The sequence below is a fragment of the Streptomyces sp. NPDC001351 genome (assembly GCF_042896045.1).
GTDB lineage: Bacteria > Actinomycetota > Actinomycetes > Streptomycetales > Streptomycetaceae > Streptomyces.
On sequence record NZ_JBIAWS010000027.1, the window covers coordinates 25,308 to 40,611 of the forward strand.

At 70.1% G+C, this 15,304-nt stretch carries 15 protein-coding genes; 5 read left to right on the plus strand and 10 right to left on the minus strand.

Annotation, left to right across the window (positions count from 1 at the left end):
- Nucleotides 1–301: 301 nt before the first annotated feature.
- From ACFY1U_RS49530 to ACFY1U_RS49555, 6 genes are all read right to left on the minus strand, one after another.
- Nucleotides 302–1,018, minus strand: coding sequence for a GntR family transcriptional regulator (locus tag ACFY1U_RS49530; RefSeq protein ID WP_390700688.1), 717 nt, complete (start codon nt 1,016–1,018; stop codon nt 302–304).
- 134 nt (nt 1,019–1,152) lie between these two features.
- Nucleotides 1,153–1,869, minus strand: coding sequence for a GntR family transcriptional regulator (locus ACFY1U_RS49535; protein WP_390700689.1), 717 nt, complete (start codon nt 1,867–1,869; stop codon nt 1,153–1,155).
- Nucleotides 1,870–1,988: 119 nt separating this feature from the next.
- On the minus strand, nt 1,989–3,194 hold the full coding sequence (locus tag ACFY1U_RS49540) for an acyl-CoA dehydrogenase family protein (RefSeq protein WP_390700690.1): 1,206 nt from the start codon (nt 3,192–3,194) through the stop codon (nt 1,989–1,991).
- Between the two features lie 328 nt (nt 3,195–3,522).
- Nucleotides 3,523–4,776 carry a DUF3500 domain-containing protein gene (locus tag ACFY1U_RS49545; RefSeq protein WP_390700691.1) on the minus strand — a complete coding sequence of 418 codons (1,254 nt, stop codon included), beginning with the start codon at nt 4,774–4,776 and terminating at the stop codon, nt 3,523–3,525.
- Nucleotides 4,777–4,867: 91 nt separating this feature from the next.
- A complete protein-coding gene (locus ACFY1U_RS49550; RefSeq protein WP_390700692.1) occupies nt 4,868–5,350 on the minus strand; it encodes a fumarylacetoacetate hydrolase family protein in 483 nt (160 codons plus the stop codon).
- A 145-nt stretch (nt 5,351–5,495) separates the two neighbouring features.
- On the minus strand, nt 5,496–5,870 hold the full coding sequence (locus ACFY1U_RS49555) for a DoxX family protein (protein ID WP_390700693.1): 375 nt from the start codon (nt 5,868–5,870) through the stop codon (nt 5,496–5,498).
- Between the two features lie 407 nt (nt 5,871–6,277).
- Here ACFY1U_RS49555 and ACFY1U_RS49560 point away from each other — a divergent pair, with 407 nt between their 5' ends.
- Nucleotides 6,278–6,472 (plus strand): hypothetical protein, encoded by a 195-nt coding sequence (locus ACFY1U_RS49560; protein WP_390700694.1) that lies wholly within the window; start codon nt 6,278–6,280, stop codon nt 6,470–6,472.
- A gap of 72 nt (nt 6,473–6,544) precedes the next feature.
- Here the strand turns inward: ACFY1U_RS49560 and ACFY1U_RS49565 are convergent, their stop codons facing one another.
- A complete protein-coding gene (locus ACFY1U_RS49565; RefSeq protein WP_390700695.1) occupies nt 6,545–7,192 on the minus strand; it encodes a response regulator in 648 nt (215 codons plus the stop codon).
- Nucleotides 7,189–8,445 (minus strand): sensor histidine kinase, encoded by a 1,257-nt coding sequence (locus ACFY1U_RS49570; protein WP_390700696.1) that lies wholly within the window; start codon nt 8,443–8,445, stop codon nt 7,189–7,191. Before ACFY1U_RS49570 ends, ACFY1U_RS49565 begins: the two co-directional genes overlap by 4 nt.
- A gap of 346 nt (nt 8,446–8,791) precedes the next feature.
- On the opposite strand from ACFY1U_RS49570, the gene ACFY1U_RS49575 reads away from it, so the two are divergent.
- Nucleotides 8,792–9,214: a DUF6069 family protein gene (locus tag ACFY1U_RS49575; RefSeq protein ID WP_390700697.1), complete on the plus strand. Its 423-nt coding sequence runs from the start codon at nt 8,792–8,794 to the stop codon at nt 9,212–9,214.
- 119 nt (nt 9,215–9,333) lie between these two features.
- Complete coding sequence (locus ACFY1U_RS49580) at nt 9,334–10,023, plus strand: siderophore-interacting protein (RefSeq protein ID WP_390700698.1); 690 nt, start codon at nt 9,334–9,336, stop codon at nt 10,021–10,023.
- A gap of 55 nt (nt 10,024–10,078) precedes the next feature.
- On the opposite strand, the gene ACFY1U_RS49585 is transcribed toward ACFY1U_RS49580, so the two are convergent.
- Nucleotides 10,079–11,152, minus strand: a complete 1,074-nt coding sequence (locus ACFY1U_RS49585) for a maleylacetate reductase (RefSeq protein ID WP_390700699.1) — start codon at nt 11,150–11,152, stop codon at nt 10,079–10,081.
- On the minus strand, nt 11,149–12,030 hold the full coding sequence (locus ACFY1U_RS49590) for a dioxygenase (protein WP_390700700.1): 882 nt from the start codon (nt 12,028–12,030) through the stop codon (nt 11,149–11,151). Before ACFY1U_RS49590 ends, ACFY1U_RS49585 begins: the two co-directional genes overlap by 4 nt.
- Before the next feature lie 304 nt (nt 12,031–12,334).
- Here ACFY1U_RS49590 and ACFY1U_RS49595 point away from each other — a divergent pair, with 304 nt between their 5' ends.
- Together ACFY1U_RS49595 and ACFY1U_RS49600 are read left to right on the plus strand one after the other, a co-directional pair.
- Nucleotides 12,335–13,357, plus strand: a complete 1,023-nt coding sequence (locus tag ACFY1U_RS49595) for an AraC family transcriptional regulator (protein ID WP_390700701.1) — start codon at nt 12,335–12,337, stop codon at nt 13,355–13,357.
- 318 nt (nt 13,358–13,675) lie between these two features.
- On the plus strand, nt 13,676–15,202 hold the full coding sequence (locus ACFY1U_RS49600) for a streptophobe family protein (RefSeq protein ID WP_390700702.1): 1,527 nt from the start codon (nt 13,676–13,678) through the stop codon (nt 15,200–15,202).
- Nucleotides 15,203–15,304 lie beyond the last annotated feature (102 nt).

The following is a 15,304-nucleotide window of genomic DNA, read 5'->3' on the forward strand; positions in this document are numbered from 1 at the left end:
GGCACCGCCTTTCCTCGGTGCGGGCATGCAAGGGACCGAGGGCGCTCGGCGTCGCGACGGCGTGAACCGGGCTTGGACTGTCCATCCGTTCGATCAGTGTCATTCGTCGCCGGCAGCGACCATGGGGCGAACGGTCTCCCCCTCGCCAGACCGCGTCGGACGGAAGGCTGGGGCAGGGCGAGCGATCGGCTGAGCCCGGACAGGCCGGTCGGATGCCACCGAGATGCGGTCTCCAGGGCGAACATGGCAACAGGTGGACCGGCATCACGGACTCTGCTGTTTCAGCCTGCCTCGCCGTAGGTCAGTCGCGCACCGAGGTGATCTCGCTGGTGACGACCGACGGCCAGCGGGTCAGGATTCTCAGGACGCGCGTGTGCATGTCGCCGATGTAGTCGCGGACACGTGTCGCGGCGGCGTCACCGTCGCCTCGTTCGATGAACCCGATCCACTCCGCGTCGACCGGCGGAGTCGGCACCGAAGTATCGGCCTCGGCCGCGATGAGCGCCAGGACGCGGATGATGTCGTTCTGCAGCCGTTCGTGCACCTTGATGAGGTACTCGTTGTCGGTCGCCGCCACAAGGCAGCCGAAGGCCGCGGGGACCGTCTCGATCGTCTGCAGGGGCTGCTCGTCGGCCTCGCCGCCGGTCGGGTTGCTGCCGGGGAGCGCCGCGGAGAACGCGGCGACGATCTGCCGGCGCTGTTCGGCGGTGGCGTCCTGCACGCCGAGCCGGACGGTCTCGGGTCCCATGATCCGCCAGAGTGTGAACAGATCGTCGACGGACTTCAGGGTGAGCGGGGTCACCTGGTAGCCCTTGCGGGGCAACGTCCGCACCAGGCCCTCGTGGCTGAGGCGGGCGAGCGCGTCACGGATCGGGGAGATGCCGAAGCCGGTGGACTCGGCGAGCGAGCGTTCGGTGAGGCGCCGGCCTGGGGCGATCCGGCAGGACACGATGTCGGCCCGTAGCTGTCGGTAGGCGGCATCGCCGAGGGACAGTGGTTCGGACGAGGGCACTGACACGTTACTCGCTCCCGGCGATCGAGAAACTCGGTGATATAGCAGCACGCCGATGATACCGCTTACGCACGAACGTCGGGAGCCCCGGGCAGCTCCCGTGAAATACGCCATCCAGCGGCGTGGTGTGGGCGTAGGCTTCAGCGTCGCAGCGGAATCACCACGCCGTCGCCGCTCTTCGTCCGGTCGGTGAGCAGGCGCAAGGCCGACGCGCGGGTTGCTCCCGCGATCTGGCGGGTCAGCCGCATGACCCCGAGCGTGTCCCGCCGGTCGATCGCCGAGTGCCATGTCACGCCTGCGGCCCGGAGTGTGTCGACGCAGTCGGCCGAGATGAGGATCAAGGTCAGGACACGCCACAACTCGCATGACAGCGACCGGTAGACCTCCATGAGCCGGTCGTTGTCGGCGGCGCTCGCGACCAGATCGAAGGTCTCTTCGGTGATGTCGATGAACCGGACGACCCCGTCCCGGTCCAGCGGGCCGGCCAGCAAGGCGTTCCCGTCCATCATCAGCTGTCGCAGCTGGGCGGCCTGCTTCGGGTCGGCCCGGCTGGTGCCCAGCGCGGCCATCTCCGGGCCGACCAGTGTCCAAACGGTGAACAGATCGTTGACCGACTTCAGGGTGAGTGGGGTGATCCGGTACGCGTGGGGGGCGACCACCTGGACCAGGCCGTCACCCACGAGGCGCGTCAACGTGTCGCGGACCGGGGACAGCCCCAGTCCGAATGCGACGGCGCTGGCGCGCTCGTTGAGCGGCTGGCCGGGAGGCAGCTCGCCGGTGATGATCCGGGTCCGCAGCGTGCGGTACACGGCCTCGGACGGCCGGGCCTGCGTCGCCGGTGCACGTCTGTCCGCCATGGTCCCGCCTTTCGGGCGAACGTCGCACTGCCGGTGCGGCGTGCCACACCGGCGTGGCCTAGCGAACGTCATGCTACGACGGCGTTGCTGAAGTGTCACGGCCCGGGTAACGGAATATTTTATGCGAAGCGGCGGAGCTCACGGCGCGCCAGCGACATCTTGTGGACCTCGTCCGGCCCGTCGGCGATACGCAGCATGCGGGCCTGGGCATACAACTCGGCCAGGGGAAAGTCCTGGCTCACACCACCGCCGCCGTGAGCCTGGATCGCATGGTCGATGACCCACGTGGCCATCCGCGGTGCGGCCACCTTGATACCCGAGATCTCGACAGCCGCGCCGCGGTTGCCGACGGTGTCCATCAGCCATGCCGTCTTCAGCACCAGCAGACGGGTCGTCTCGATACGTATGCGTGCTTCCGCCACCCACTCCTGGAAGACGCCCTGCTCGGCGAGCGGTTTACCGAAGGGAGTGCGCTCCTGGGCGCGCACGCACATCAGGTCGAAGGCGCGTTCGGCCATGCCGACCAGGCGCATGGCGTGGTGGATCCGGCCGGGGCCGAGGCGTGCCTGGGCGATGGCGAAGCCGCCGTGCAACTCGCCCAGGAGATTCTCGCGAGGGACCCGGACATCGTCGTACAGGATCTCGGCATGACCGCCGTGACCGCTGTCGGAGTACCCGAACACGCTGGTCGACCGCAGGACGTTCACCCCGGGGGCGTCGAGCGGGACCACGACCATGCTGTGGGTACGGTGGTGTTCTCCGCCCGGATTAGAGCGGCCCATCACGATGGCCACCTTGCAGGCGGGGCTCATCGCGCCGCTGGACCACCATTTGCGGCCATTGATCCGGAAGCCGTCCGCGTCCTCAGTGATCAGGGTGTCGATGTTGTTCGCATCGGAGCTGGCGACCAGAGGCTCGGTCATCGAGTAGACGGAGCGGATCTCACCGTCGAGCAAGGGCTTGAGCCACCGCTTCTGAATGGACGGCGTGGCGAAGTGCGCGAGGATTTCCATGTTGCCCGTGTCGGGCGCGGAACAGTTCAGCGCTTCCGGCATGATCCACGGGCTTCGACCGGTTATCTCGGCGACATGTGCGTATTCGAGGTTGGTCAGGCCCGCGCCCCGCTCTCCGGGGAGGAAGAGGTTCCACAGGCCGCGGTCACGGGCGGCCTTCTTGAGCTCCGCCATGACCGGCGGTGTGTCCCACGGGCCGATCTCGGTCTTCTGCTGCGCGTAGACCGGTTCTGCGGGGATGACGAACTCGTCCAGGAACTGGGTGGCTCGTAGCTTTAGATCCCGGATCTTCTCGGTCTCCGTGAAATCCATGGCTGTTCTGTCCTGTCCTTTTGATCGCGCGCTCAGCGGCCCGTACCCGCCTGCGGCGGGTTGAGGCGAACTTGTCATAGGGCTTTTCGGGCCTGGGACCGACAGTGAGGCGATCGGTCAGCCGTGTCCGGGGCGGATGGCGGCGCCGACAGACGACACCCTCCTCGACCTCTTCATCGCTCTCCCCTCGTCACGGGACATGTGGCCTGCTGAGGCGAGTTGGACCCCTGGTCCGGCGGAGGGCCGTCCCTGACCTGCGGATTCCGGCGCATTGATCGGCTACACCACGGCGGGACGCCATGGGGCAGTGGATCGCGAACACCCTTCCCTAGACGGGTCCTTGGAGACGGTGCGGAGTCCCCGTCGCGCGCCGGACGAGTTCGGCTCCGTAGTCGTTGCCGTTCGGCGTTCGGACGACGGTGTGAGTGTGGAACTTCTCAGGCTCCGTGTTCGCGAGGAACACGCCCGCGTGGTGGTCGAACTCGACGAGGACGACCGGGCTCTGTACGCGGTAGTAGAACGTGTCCTGGTCACCGCGTCCGCCGATCCAGCAGAAGTGGGTCTCGTCGAGATGGCGGCGGACGTCCGCCATCCGTGCCTTCCTGGGCCCGTCGGGCTGGTAGTCGAGGAAAAGGGCCACCAGATCGATGAGCGCCGCCCGCTGGGCCGGGTGGAGTTCTGTGCCGGGGACCCCTTCGTAGGGGATGACCCGGTTGTCCTGGAACGCTCCGGCCAGGTGGAGTTCGTCGGCGGGGTGCAGCCGCCCTGGGGGCATGTCCGGGTCCCGCTTCTGGTGGAACAGCACTGCCTGCTCGGCCTGGCCGGGCGTCAGGTTCCTGACGAAAGCGAGCCCTGCCCGTTCCTGTTCGTCGAAGAGTGACAGTCCCTCGTGCTCGCCGCGGTCGACGAGGTTGGGCTCGGAACCGAAGAAGACCGGCGTGAGCACTTGCCGGCCGCCGATCAGCAGGCAGTTGACGGCCAGGTGGTGCCCCCAGAGGTTCCAGCCCCACGGCTCGGTCACGGACGGGGTGCCGAAGATGTTGATGTTGTAGCTGTGCTCGTTGAGGATCCGGGGCAGATCGACGAGCTCGCCCAGGAACCCGTTGACTCTCATGATGTCCCGGACCTTTCGGTAACCCGCGGGGCTCAGACACGCCGCGACGAGCCGGAACACCTGATCGCGAATCTTCTCGTCGACCTCCTCCAGCCGGATGCCGAAGGGGTTGAGGCAGAACTCCGGGTTCAGCCAGGCCCGCCACACCCGGCTGTGGAGGGGGTGCAGGACGCGGCTCTGTTCGCCGGGGCCGAGCATGCCGAGGAGTGCGACGGCGGCATCGACCGCCGCGTTGTTGTCCGCGCCCTCGTCGCGTTCGGTGCCGAAGAGCTCCGGCACGGTCCGGCCGTCTGTGGTGATACCACGGAATTCCGTGTTCTCGAACAGCTCCGTCCATGCCGAGGCGACCTCGTCGGCCACCGGGTTCTGCCGCACGGCGTCGAGATAGGTGTACGGATCACACGATCGGAATGCGCTCAGGCGCGGATGGTCGAGCGGGAAGAGGTGGTCGCGGAAGTCACTGGACATGTCGCCTCCGGGAGTGGGGGTGCGAGACAGCACCGGCTCGCGCCCCAGGAGCATCCGGCCCACCCGCTTGACGCTCCCGGAACGTCGGGCCCTACCTTGCCACAGGTCCTCTCGGTGGTCCACTGGTCCATTTTGCGGACCGAAGGTTGAAATGAAGAGTGCAATGACAGCGACAATGGAGTCCGCCGCGCTCGGCTCGGCAGGGGAAGGTGACTACTCCTGCCTGGAGAAGACCGCAGGAACAACAGCGTCCACGTCGAGCGGTTCCCCGAGAGGGGATTTCGACAATGCTCCCCGCCCGTGATCGTGTTGCGCGGATCCCGAGGCGCCCGACCTCGGTCTCCACCACATCGCCTGGCCACAGCAGCCAGGGAGGCCGGCGGGTGTAGCCGGAGGGGGTGTCGGTGCTGAGCAGGTCACCGGGATGCGGCGTGGGGGTGCGTGAGATGGCCGGCATCTTGCCCGCGCGGTGGATCATCTGGCTGGTGGAGCCGTCCTGGACGGTCCTGCTGTTGACCCGTGCCCGCACGTGAAGCCCGTTCCGCAGGTCACCCGCCTCATCGACCGGCGCCATAGGGCCAGCTGGCCGGAGCGGTCGGCGTCAGCCCCGGAATTCGTCAACTGTGCGGGTCTCGTGAGGTCTTCTCGACGAAGCCGCCTCGTGGTCGGTGCGGCCGGAGAGCTGCTGAGTGTCGGCCATGGAACCCGTGCGGACGCGGTCAGAACTGGTACGGCCCGAAACGGCCCCACGCGACCACGGCCAGCAAGGCTATGAAGTGAAGGTTCACAGCGGCCTTCGCGGTTTCGGAGCGACGGAGGTGAACAACGGACCCACCTCCGGCCAGCATGATGCCGCCGAGAGCGGCCAAGGGAGTCAGTACCGGCGCGATGTCGGTGGCACCCGGGAGGATCAGGCCGAGGCCCGCCAACACGTCGAGCAGCCCGATGAGCTTCACAGATGTGTCGGAGAAATCCTCGACCCAGCCGAAGGCGGTTTTGGCGAGTTCTTCTCTGTCTCGCAGGATCTTCATGCCCCCGAACACAACGAAGGAGGCGGCCAGATAGGCCTGGAAAACCCACAGCAGTACGTTCACGAGTACCCCAAGGCGGTGTAGCGTATGTTCAAATTTGGACAACTGCACACTAGCACTTGATTTGCATTTCAAACACCGCTGTGCAGCAATTGATCCGGGCAGCCGAGGCCATGCTGCCTCAACTGCCGTGCCCTGGGCTCCGCTTGGACGAACGTGGTCTCGTGCCCGGGCACAGAACATGGTGTTGTTGTCCCCGACGTCTCCGGCGCAGGCGGGAGGACGATCGGGAATCGAACCCGGGAGGCATCGTGGGACGCAGTGGGGTGTTCAAGGGACGAGGAGTCAGCCGCTTCAACGGCTTGATCGTGAGACTCCGTTCGTCGGACCGGTGGGGGAGATGGGTCCGTCGCCATCTCACCGTCGTGAAGTACACGGGGCGGCGGTCGGGACGAACGTTCAGCACGCCGGTGGCCTACCAGCACAAGGGCGGCATCGTCACCATCGCCGTGGCCTTCCCCGACGCCAAGAACTGGTGGCGCAACTTCACGGGGGACGGCGGCCCGATATCGCTCGAGCTGGAAGGGGCGGACAGAGAAGGCCACGCCGTGGCCCAGCGAGACGACAAGGGCCGCGTCCTCGTCACCGTACGGCTGAACGACTGACACGGCACAACACACCGGCAGGCGAAGTTCGCGGAGCGGCGTCGGCGACCGGCACGACGACGTCGCCGGCGCTCAGTCCATGCGGATGATCCCCCCGCCCAGCGCCGCGGTGACGGCGGCGGTCCGGTCGCCGACGCCGAGCTTGGCGTAGATGTGCAGCAGATGGGTCTTGACCGTGGCCTCGGACAGGCGCAGGGCACGGGCGATCTGCTTGTTGCTCTGCCCCCGGGCCACGGCGGACAGGACTTCGAGTTCCCGGCCGGACAAGCCGCCGCCCCGGTCGCCGCGCATATGGGCGAGGACCTTGGCGGCCACTGTGGGCGACAGTGCCGCACCTCCCCGGGCGGCGGTACGGACGGCCTCACAGAGCTCGTGTCGTCCCGTGTCCTTGAGCAGGTAGCCGACCGCGCCGGCGTCGACGGCTGCGGTGATGTCGGCGTCCGTGTCATAGGTGGTCAGGACGAGTACCCGCACGTCGGGGTGGGCGGCACGGATGGCGGCGGTCGCGGCGGTGCCGTCCATGCCGGGCATCTGCAGGTCCATCAGCACCACGTCGGGTGCGAGTGCGGCGGTCTGGCGCAGGGCCTCGGCACCGTTGGCGGCCTCGCCCACGACATCGAGGTCGGGCTGGGTCGCCAGCACGGCGGCAAGCCCGTCGCGGACCACGGGGTGGTCGTCGACGAGGAGGACCCGGATCGTGGGACCCGTCGAAGGCCTCATGACGCCGGCGCCATACGGTCGTTGCCCGACACGGTGGCCGAAGGTTCCGAGACCGCAGGTTCCGAGACCGAGGGTCCGGTGGACGGGGACTCGGCCGGGAGCGGCACCGTGACGGCGATGGTCGTACCCTCGCCCGGGGCGCTTTCCACCGCGAACGTGCCGTCCAGGGCGATGATGCGCTCCCGCATGGTGATCAGGCCGATGCCGGTGTGCCGAGCGGCGGGTGCGAAACCGGTGCCGTCGTCCTGGATGTCGATCGCCAGGACATCGCCGAGGTACGAGAGCGTGGCCGACACACTCACCGGGCGAGCGTGCCGCCGGGCGTTGGTCAGCGCCTCCTGCACGACGCGCAGCAACTCGCCCTCGGTACTGGGCGGCAGGGCGACCGGTCGGCCGGTCACGACCGTGTAGGCCTCGGTGCCGGTCTCCTCCGCCAGCCGGGCGGTGAGCTCGCGGACCGCGTCCGCCAGATGCGTGCGGTCCAGCGGCGCCGGGCGCAGGGCTTGCACGAGGCGGCGGCTCTCGACGAGGTTGTCCCGAGCCGTCCGCATGGCCTGCTCGACGCGACGGGCCGCAGGGGAGTCGGGCGGCAGATCGGCACGTGCGGCGTCCAGCAGCATGGCGATGGACGCGAACCCCTGGGTCAGCGTGTCGTGGACCTCCCGGGCCAGGCGCTGGCGTTCGGCCAGGATGCCCGCCTGGCGTTCCGCTGCCGCTCGTTCGGCCTGGGTGGCGGTGAGCTCGTCCAGGAGCCGCTGCCGCTTGTGACTCTCATGGTCGAGGGTGGCGACGTAGCAGGTGATGGTGACCCCCACCGCGGTGCCGAGCACGCAGCCCGTGAGCGCCCGCACATCGACCGGGCCGTCCGTGGTGAGGCTCTGCCACCACCAGACGGCGCCCAGCACGAGGACCCCGCCGGCCGACCACCAGGCCCGCCGCAGCCAGTACGGGCTCAGCACCGCCACGGCGACCGGGAGGAACGCGGGGTCCACGACGGCCATGACCGCCCACCCGGCCAAGGCCCCGACCAGGTAGGTCAGCGGCGGGCGGTCGGCGCCGCCGCGGAGCGCGATCCAGTACACGTACCAAAGGGCGAGCCCCACCGTCGGGCCGATGCGCGACAGCGCCGCGCCGGTCGTCATGTCCGCCCCGGCCAGCGCACTCGGCATGGACAGGGCGAGCACGATGGCGAAGAAGGCGTGCTGCCCCATGGCCTTCCACCGTTCCCGCGTCCATGCCTGTTGCAGTGCCATGGCCCTCAGAGTAGGTGAGTCGCGTACCGGAACAATCAGCCGGCCAGTGAGGGCGGGTCCACCGATCGGTGGACTGAGATCCCGTCGGTCGGTCGATGTGCGGGAAGGGAGCGGGCGGCGACGATCGGCCCCGCGGACGACGGCCCGCTGCTCCACCGCCCCTTGTGAGGAACCACCCGTGCCCCTGGCCTCCGTTCCCGCCCGTCCAACGGCGAGGCCCACCTGGCCAGGAACGCTGCGGGCAGTCCGGCGTACCGGCGTCGACGCCGGACGTCTCCTTCAGCGAGTGGACGCCACCAGCGGCCCCAAGAACCGACCAAGCCCCCACCCACCATTTGGAGTTGCCGTGTCCTCTGTCTCCCAGACGCTTCCCGCACGCCGGGGTCCGCTCGTGGTGGCGGGAGGTGTGGTCGTAGCCATCCTGCTGTCCTCTGTGGCCAACGCGTTGATCGCCGTGCTGGCGCACGCGCTGGGCGCACCGGACGACTTCGACCCGCTCAAGGCCTCGTCGTACATCTTCCTGACCGTGCTGGGAGTGCTGGCGGGATCCGCCGGATGGGCCCTCGTCCGCAGGTTCTCCCGCGATCCCGAACGGCTGCTGCGCCCACTCGTCCCCTCGGTCGTCGTGGTGTCCTTCGTCCCGGACTTCTTCAAGTTCGAGGACGGCGAGGTGACGGGTGTGGTCGCGCTGCTCCTGATGCACGTCGCGGTCGCGGTGCTCGCGGTGTCGGCGTACCGCAAGGTCATGCCACTGGGCCCGGTGCGCTGATCACACGCCGCTCCGGCTCCGCCCGGCCGCCTGTGCCAAGGCCTGCCTACCCCCCCGATCGCGTCACAACTCCCCTCCCTCGCCGCCCGGTTGGCCCTCTCTCCCACTTGGAGCCCGTCATGCCCGCCCTGCTGGATCCCGTCCTCGACCTGCTGACGTTGCGCGGAACCGTCGCGGCCACCGAACCGATCGCCGCCCGTATGCGCCGGCTCCGCATCGAGGGCGACGCGCTCGCCGGGCTGACGGTGCAGCCTGGACAGCAGGTGCGGGTACTGGTGGGCAACGGGCTGACCCGGCGTACGTATTCGGTGTGGCACTACGAACCCGCCGGTGCCGTCGAGCTGTGCGTGCTGGACCATCCGGGCGCCGGGCCCGGCGCGGTGTGGGGGCGGACCGCCGAGGTGGGACACCAGGTCCGGCTGAGCCGGCCGGAGGGCTCCTTCGTGCTGCGCCCGGACGCCACGCACCACTTCTTCGCCGGGGACGAGACCGCGGCCGTCGCCTTCGGGGCGATGCTGGCGGCGCTCCCCGAGGGGGCGCGGGTCTCGGGCTGCGTGGAGACGGCGACGGAGGCGGACCGGCTGCCGCTGGCCCACGGCGACCGCCTCGACTGGCTGGTCAGGGGCGGTACATCGCTGCCGGACTCGGTACGACGGCTCGCTCCCGCGGCCGGCGGTGTCGCGTATGTCGCCGGGGAGGCGCGGACCGTGCAAGCGGTGAAGCAGGTGCTTGTGCGGGAGGCGGGCTGGGACCGGCGGTCGGTCCTCACCAAGCCGTTCTGGGCGCCGGGCAAGCGCGGACTGGAGTGATGACGACGGGGGCGAGGGCGACCACCCGCCGGCTCCGCGCTGCGCGGAGGTGCTCTCAGGAGGCCGGGGGCTGTCCGGACCAGGCGGCGCGCAGGAGCCGGGTGAGGCCTTCCGCGGTCACCTCACGCGGGTTGGCGTAGGGGTTGGCCAGCGCGACCTCGACGATCCGGTCGATGTCGCCCTCGGCCATGCCGAGCTCCCGCAGGGACCGCGGCGCACCGAGCCGGCCGGCGAGGTCCCACAGATACGTGGCCGGGTCGGCGGAGTCGCCGAGGGCACGGCCGAGCGCGGCCACCGCCTTGGGTGCCGCGCCCTGGTTGTAGGCGAGGGCGTGCGGGAGCACCACGGTGTGGGTCGGGGCGTGGGGCAGGTCGAGGGTGCCGCCGAGGGCGTGGCAGAGCTTGTGGTGCAGGGACATGGTGGTGGCCCCGAGGCAGGCGCCGCACAGCCAGGCGCCGTACTGGGCGCGGGCGCGGGCGTCGAGGTCGGTGCCGTCGGCGACGACGTGGGGGAGTGCGGCGGCCAGCGCCCGCACTCCTTCCTCGGCCATCAGGTCGATGAACGGGGAGGCGTCCGGCGCGTACAGGGCCTCGACCGCGTGCGCGATCGCGTTCATGCCGCTGGTCGCGGAGACGGCCGCGGGCAGGGCCACCGTGAGCGCGGGGTCGTACAGCACTGAGACCGGCAGCACACGGGGATCCCGGCCGGTGCGTTTGACGCCGTTCTCCGTCAGGCCCCACACCGGCGTCATCTCGGACCCGGCGTACGTCGTCGGGACGGCGATGACCGGCAGGCCGTACCGCAGGGCGACGATCTTCCCGAGGCCGATCGCCGAGCCGCCGCCGACGGCGACGCAGCCCTCCGCGTTCACCTCTTTCGCCCGTCGTTGGGCCTCGGCCGCCGATTCGGCGGGCACGTGCATACGGGCGTGGGGGTGGATGTCCACGGCGCGCGGGCCGATGAGGCCGGCGACGGTCTCGGCGAGCTCCCGCTGTCCGGGCGAGCACAGCACCATGACCCGCTTGAGGCCGGCGTGGTCGATCTCGTCGGCGAGCCGGCCGAGGGCGCCGGTGCCCAGCACCACGCGCATCGGGAGCGCCTGGTAGCTGAAGTCCAACGGGGTGTTCACAGGGCGTCCTCCGCTGTCTCGGGCTCGACGGTGATGTCGAACTCGGCCCTGCGGAACGGAGCGTTGACCTCGTACGCGCGGGCCGTCTCCGCGTCGTCGACCTGCTCGAAGTCGACGACCAGGCTCTCCTTGACGGCGAAGACGGCGTCCGAGTCCAGGTAGGGGCCGTCGGCGACGAAGATGTGTGTCGTCAGCGGCCGGTGGCCGGCGGCCTCGACGATGAAGTGGATGTGCGCCGGGCGGTACGGGTGCCGCTCGGTGGCGTCGAGCAGCGCGCCCACCGGGCCGTCGGTCGGGATGGGGTAGTGGCTCGGCACGACCGTGCGGAACCACACGCGGCCTTCGTCGTCGGTACGGAACAGTCCGCGTCCGTTGCCCAGCGGCTGGACGTCGGGCTGCTGCACGTCGTAGAAGCCGTCCTCGCTGCACTGCCACACGTCGACGCTCGCGCCGGCCAGCGGGCGGCCGTCCGCCGAGGTGACGCGGAGCGAGACGACGCAGGGCGTTCCGGTGCCCATGAGATCGATGTTGTCCCCGCTCTCGCGCTTCGGGGACTCCACCACGTGAAACGGTCCGAGGACCGTGCTCTCCGTGCCTCCGCCCTCCTCGTTCACCGTCTCGACCAGCATGGAGACACCCAGAACGTCGGAGAGCAGGATGAATTCCTGGCGGGTGGGATCGCATTTCTGCCCGACGGCCGTGAGGTAGTCCACGGCGTACTCCCACTCCTGGATCGTGGGGCGCAGTTCACGGACGTAGCCGTGCAGATGGCGGACGAGTCCTTGGAGCAGTTCGCGCAGCCGGGGGTCCGGGGTGGCGCGGAAACTGTCGAAGGCTGCGGCGGTGATGGCCTGCGCCGCCTCGTCGGTGCCGGGCATGACATTCCTCCAGTGGTGGCTCGCTCCTCGCACCGGGCGGCGGCTCCGGGCGAGTGAGTCACGACAACGCTAGGGAGCCGAGGCCGGGGGCGATATCCGCGCAGCGCGACCGGCAGCCGAATCGCGCGACGCGTTCGGACGACCGGTCCGGGGACGCGGTCTGGAGGAACATGGAGGCCGCATGGAGGACTCGCGTCCACCGCCCGTGTGACCATGCTCGCACCAGACCGATGACCTGGGGTTCTCCGCCGGAACCCGCGGATCACCCCTTGTTGCGCGGGCAAGGCGCGGACAACAATGACGTATGGGCCGCTCACCTCTTGCGAGCCACGTACTGTGCCGCGACTCGGGCTTCGAGGACTTCCGCGAACGCCTCAACGACCTGTTCTATCCGGCGGACGTCACCCCGCTGTCGGGCCCCGAGGGCCCCGGCGGCGAACTCCGTGGCACACGCACTGAGCACATCACCGTCGGCCTGATGACCTTCGGCCAGCGCACACGCGTCGATCCCGGCCGTACGCCGTCGCACTACCACGTCAATGTCGTCCTGCGCGGCTCCCTCGAAGCCGCCACCGGACGCCAGGAGATGGTGGCCACCGCCGGAGACGCGATGGTCTTCACACCGACGCGGCAGCACCGGCTGCTGAGCTGCGACCGCGGTGAGCAGCACCTGGGAATCAAGATCGACCGGAGCCTCGTCGAAGCCGAGCTCGAAGCCCTCCTGGGCCGCTCGCTGCAGGCTCCGCTGGAATTCGCGTTCGGCTTCGATCTGACATCCGCGCCCGGCCGCAGTTGGCGCAGCACGCTGGACCTGTTGCTCGCGGAGTCCGACAACACCGGCGGGCTCATCGGCCGGCCCGCGGTCCAGCGGCACTTCGAGCGCCTCCTAGTGAGCGGTCTGCTGCTGGCCCAGCCGCACACCTACTCGGAAGCGCTGCTGCGTCCGCAACCCCCCGCCTACCCACGGACGGTACGCAAGGCCGTCGACCTGATCGAGGCCCATCCCGAGACCCCCTTCACCGTCGGGGACCTGGCCCGGGCCGCAGGCATCAGCGCGCGACGCCTCCAGGAAGGGTTCAGGGAGCACCTCGGTGTGACCCCGATGACGTATCTGCGCAACGTCCGCCTGGACCGGGTTCACGCCGACCTCCGCACGGGCACCACCGGAGTCACCGAAGCGGCCGGCCGGTGGGGCTTCACCCACCTGAGCCGGTTCTCCGCCGCCTATCGCCGGCGCTTCGGTACCGCACCCTCCGAGACCCTGGCCAGGTCCCGCGGTCAGGACCTCGGCCGGGCGGGGGAACCGCAGGCACGACGGCACCCGTAGGCCGACTCTGGGAATTTCCTGAGAACGGGGCGGCACGCCGGTCGTGCGCGCCGCGCGACCTGCGTCGCTCTCGCACCGGCTCACAGAAATCTCCCAGAACCTCTCGGGAACGTCGTACCCGGAACCGTGACTGTGTGCGGGTCCCTGGCACGCGGCGCCGTAGTCTCCCCCCGCTCGGCGCCGCGTGCTCCCCCGCGAGCGATGCGGAGTGCCTCCCCTATGGCTGTTACCCCTATGGCTGTCACCACGCCCCATCCCAGGACCAGGCCCGGTTCCAGCCCGCGGCCCGGTACGAGCCCGCGATCCCCACGCCACACCGTGCCGGTCCGGCTGATCGGCCCGTGGCAGAACGCCCTGGAAGGTGCGGCGGCCGTGCTGTGTGCGGTGGTCGCCATGGCGGCCGTGTCCGCGCTGGCGCTGGCCCTGTTGGACGCCGGATCGTTCGGGTCGCTGTGGGCGCTGACGACGGCCCTGACGGCCATGGCCGTCGGCGGCTCGGTGAGCGCGGGTTCGGATGTCTCCGCGGACACCGGGTCGATGGGCGGTCTGGCCTCCCTGTTCGGCGGTGGCGGCATGGGCCCGTCGATGAGCGGTGCCGTCGACGCCGTACCGCTCGGCGTCACGCTGGTCGGCGCCGTCGTGCTGTGGATCGCGTTCTCCCGGCGGCTGCGTCAGGGGCAGCAACGGGGGTTCACGGCCGGTGAACTGGCCGTGCGGGCGGCCGGAGCGGCATCCGCGGCACTGGTGACCTTCATGATCGTGGCCGCCCTGGCACGGGGATCGGTCAGCATGCCCGCGTCGGCGATGACCGGGATGGGAGGAGCCGACGGAGCCGACGGCGACCGGTCTGCCGGGGGATTCGGGGGCGGTGGTGGGCTGGGCGATCTCATGGGCGGTGGGGACGGCGGTGGTCTGGGCGGCTTCATGGGCGGTGGGGACGGTGGTGGCCTGGGTGGCCTCATGGGCGGTGCGGACGGCGGTGGCCTCGGTGGCTTCATGGGCGGTGGCGGTACGGGGGCGCAACAGGCCATGACGTACCACGTGAGCGCGGGGTCGGCGGGCCTTGGCGCGGTGCTGTGGGTGGCCGTCGTACTCGGTGCGGGATTCCTGATCAGTCGCCGGGTGCAGCTGCCGGTGGGCGGTGCGCTGGACCGGCTGCGCACCATCTGGGGTCCGGGTCTCTCGGCGGTCGTCCGCACGAGCCTCGTCCTGGTGGCGGTTCCGCTGGTGGCCCTGGCGGTCGCCGGGGCGGTGGCCGGTGGCCGGGCCGCCTCGGCGGCGGGTGCCGTCCTGCTGGTCGCCCCGAACGCCCTGGCGGTGTTCCTGACGCTCGGTGTCGGTTCCTCCTGGACGGCCGCGGTGCACCCGGCGCAGAGCGACGGCGGCGGCAACCCGCTCGCCGCACTCATGGGCGGCATGGGCGGCGGTCAGCAGCCCGACCGTACCGAGCACCTGAGGTCCCTGTCGGCAGGCGGATGGCCGCTGTGGCTCGCGGCCCTCGCGGTGACCTGTCTGATCCTGCTCGCCTGCGCCTACCGGGCGGCCCGTGCCACGCACGGCGGCCGGGCCCTGCCCTTGCTTCCCTATCGGGGCCCGCTGGCCGGGCACCTCGCCATGGCCGAGCGGTTCGGTGTCGTCACGGCCGTCGTCCTGGGCCTTGCGGCCTGGCTGGCGGGGGCGTCCGGGAACTTCGGCGTCAGCATGTTCGGCAGCACGATGGGGGGAGTGGAGGCCGAGCTGAGTGGCAGCGTGCTGCTGACGGTTGTGTTCGGGCTGCTCGTCGGGGCCCTGGCCGGGTTCGCCGGGAGCGTGCTGTCCGCGGTGCGCGGGTTCCGCAGGGCGTAGTGACAGGGGGCCTCGCATGGTGACCACAGCTCTCTTTCGTATCCTGCCGGGCAGGATCCCGCCCGCCGCGGGGTGCGTGCCTTCTGCCGTGTCCGCGTGTCC

What these genes read in the sequence shown, in the direction of transcription:
- ACFY1U_RS49535 (WP_390700689.1), bottom strand. Translation starts at nt 1,869, where the DNA reads ATGGCGGACAGACGTGCACCGGCGACGCAGGCCCGGCCGTCCGAGGCC.
- ACFY1U_RS49540 (WP_390700690.1), bottom strand. Translation starts at nt 3,194, where the DNA reads ATGGATTTCACGGAGACCGAGAAGATCCGGGATCTAAAGCTACGAGCC.
- ACFY1U_RS49545 (WP_390700691.1), bottom strand. Translation starts at nt 4,776, where the DNA reads ATGTCCAGTGACTTCCGCGACCACCTCTTCCCGCTCGACCATCCGCGC.
- ACFY1U_RS49550 (WP_390700692.1), bottom strand. Translation starts at nt 5,350, where the DNA reads ATGGCGCCGGTCGATGAGGCGGGTGACCTGCGGAACGGGCTTCACGTG.
- ACFY1U_RS49565 (WP_390700695.1), bottom strand. Translation starts at nt 7,192, where the DNA reads ATGAGGCCTTCGACGGGTCCCACGATCCGGGTCCTCCTCGTCGACGAC.
- ACFY1U_RS49570 (WP_390700696.1), bottom strand. Translation starts at nt 8,445, where the DNA reads ATGGCACTGCAACAGGCATGGACGCGGGAACGGTGGAAGGCCATGGGG.
- ACFY1U_RS49580 (WP_390700698.1), top strand. Translation starts at nt 9,334, where the DNA reads ATGCCCGCCCTGCTGGATCCCGTCCTCGACCTGCTGACGTTGCGCGGA.
- ACFY1U_RS49590 (WP_390700700.1), bottom strand. Translation starts at nt 12,030, where the DNA reads ATGCCCGGCACCGACGAGGCGGCGCAGGCCATCACCGCCGCAGCCTTC.
- ACFY1U_RS49595 (WP_390700701.1), top strand. Translation starts at nt 12,335, where the DNA reads ATGGGCCGCTCACCTCTTGCGAGCCACGTACTGTGCCGCGACTCGGGC.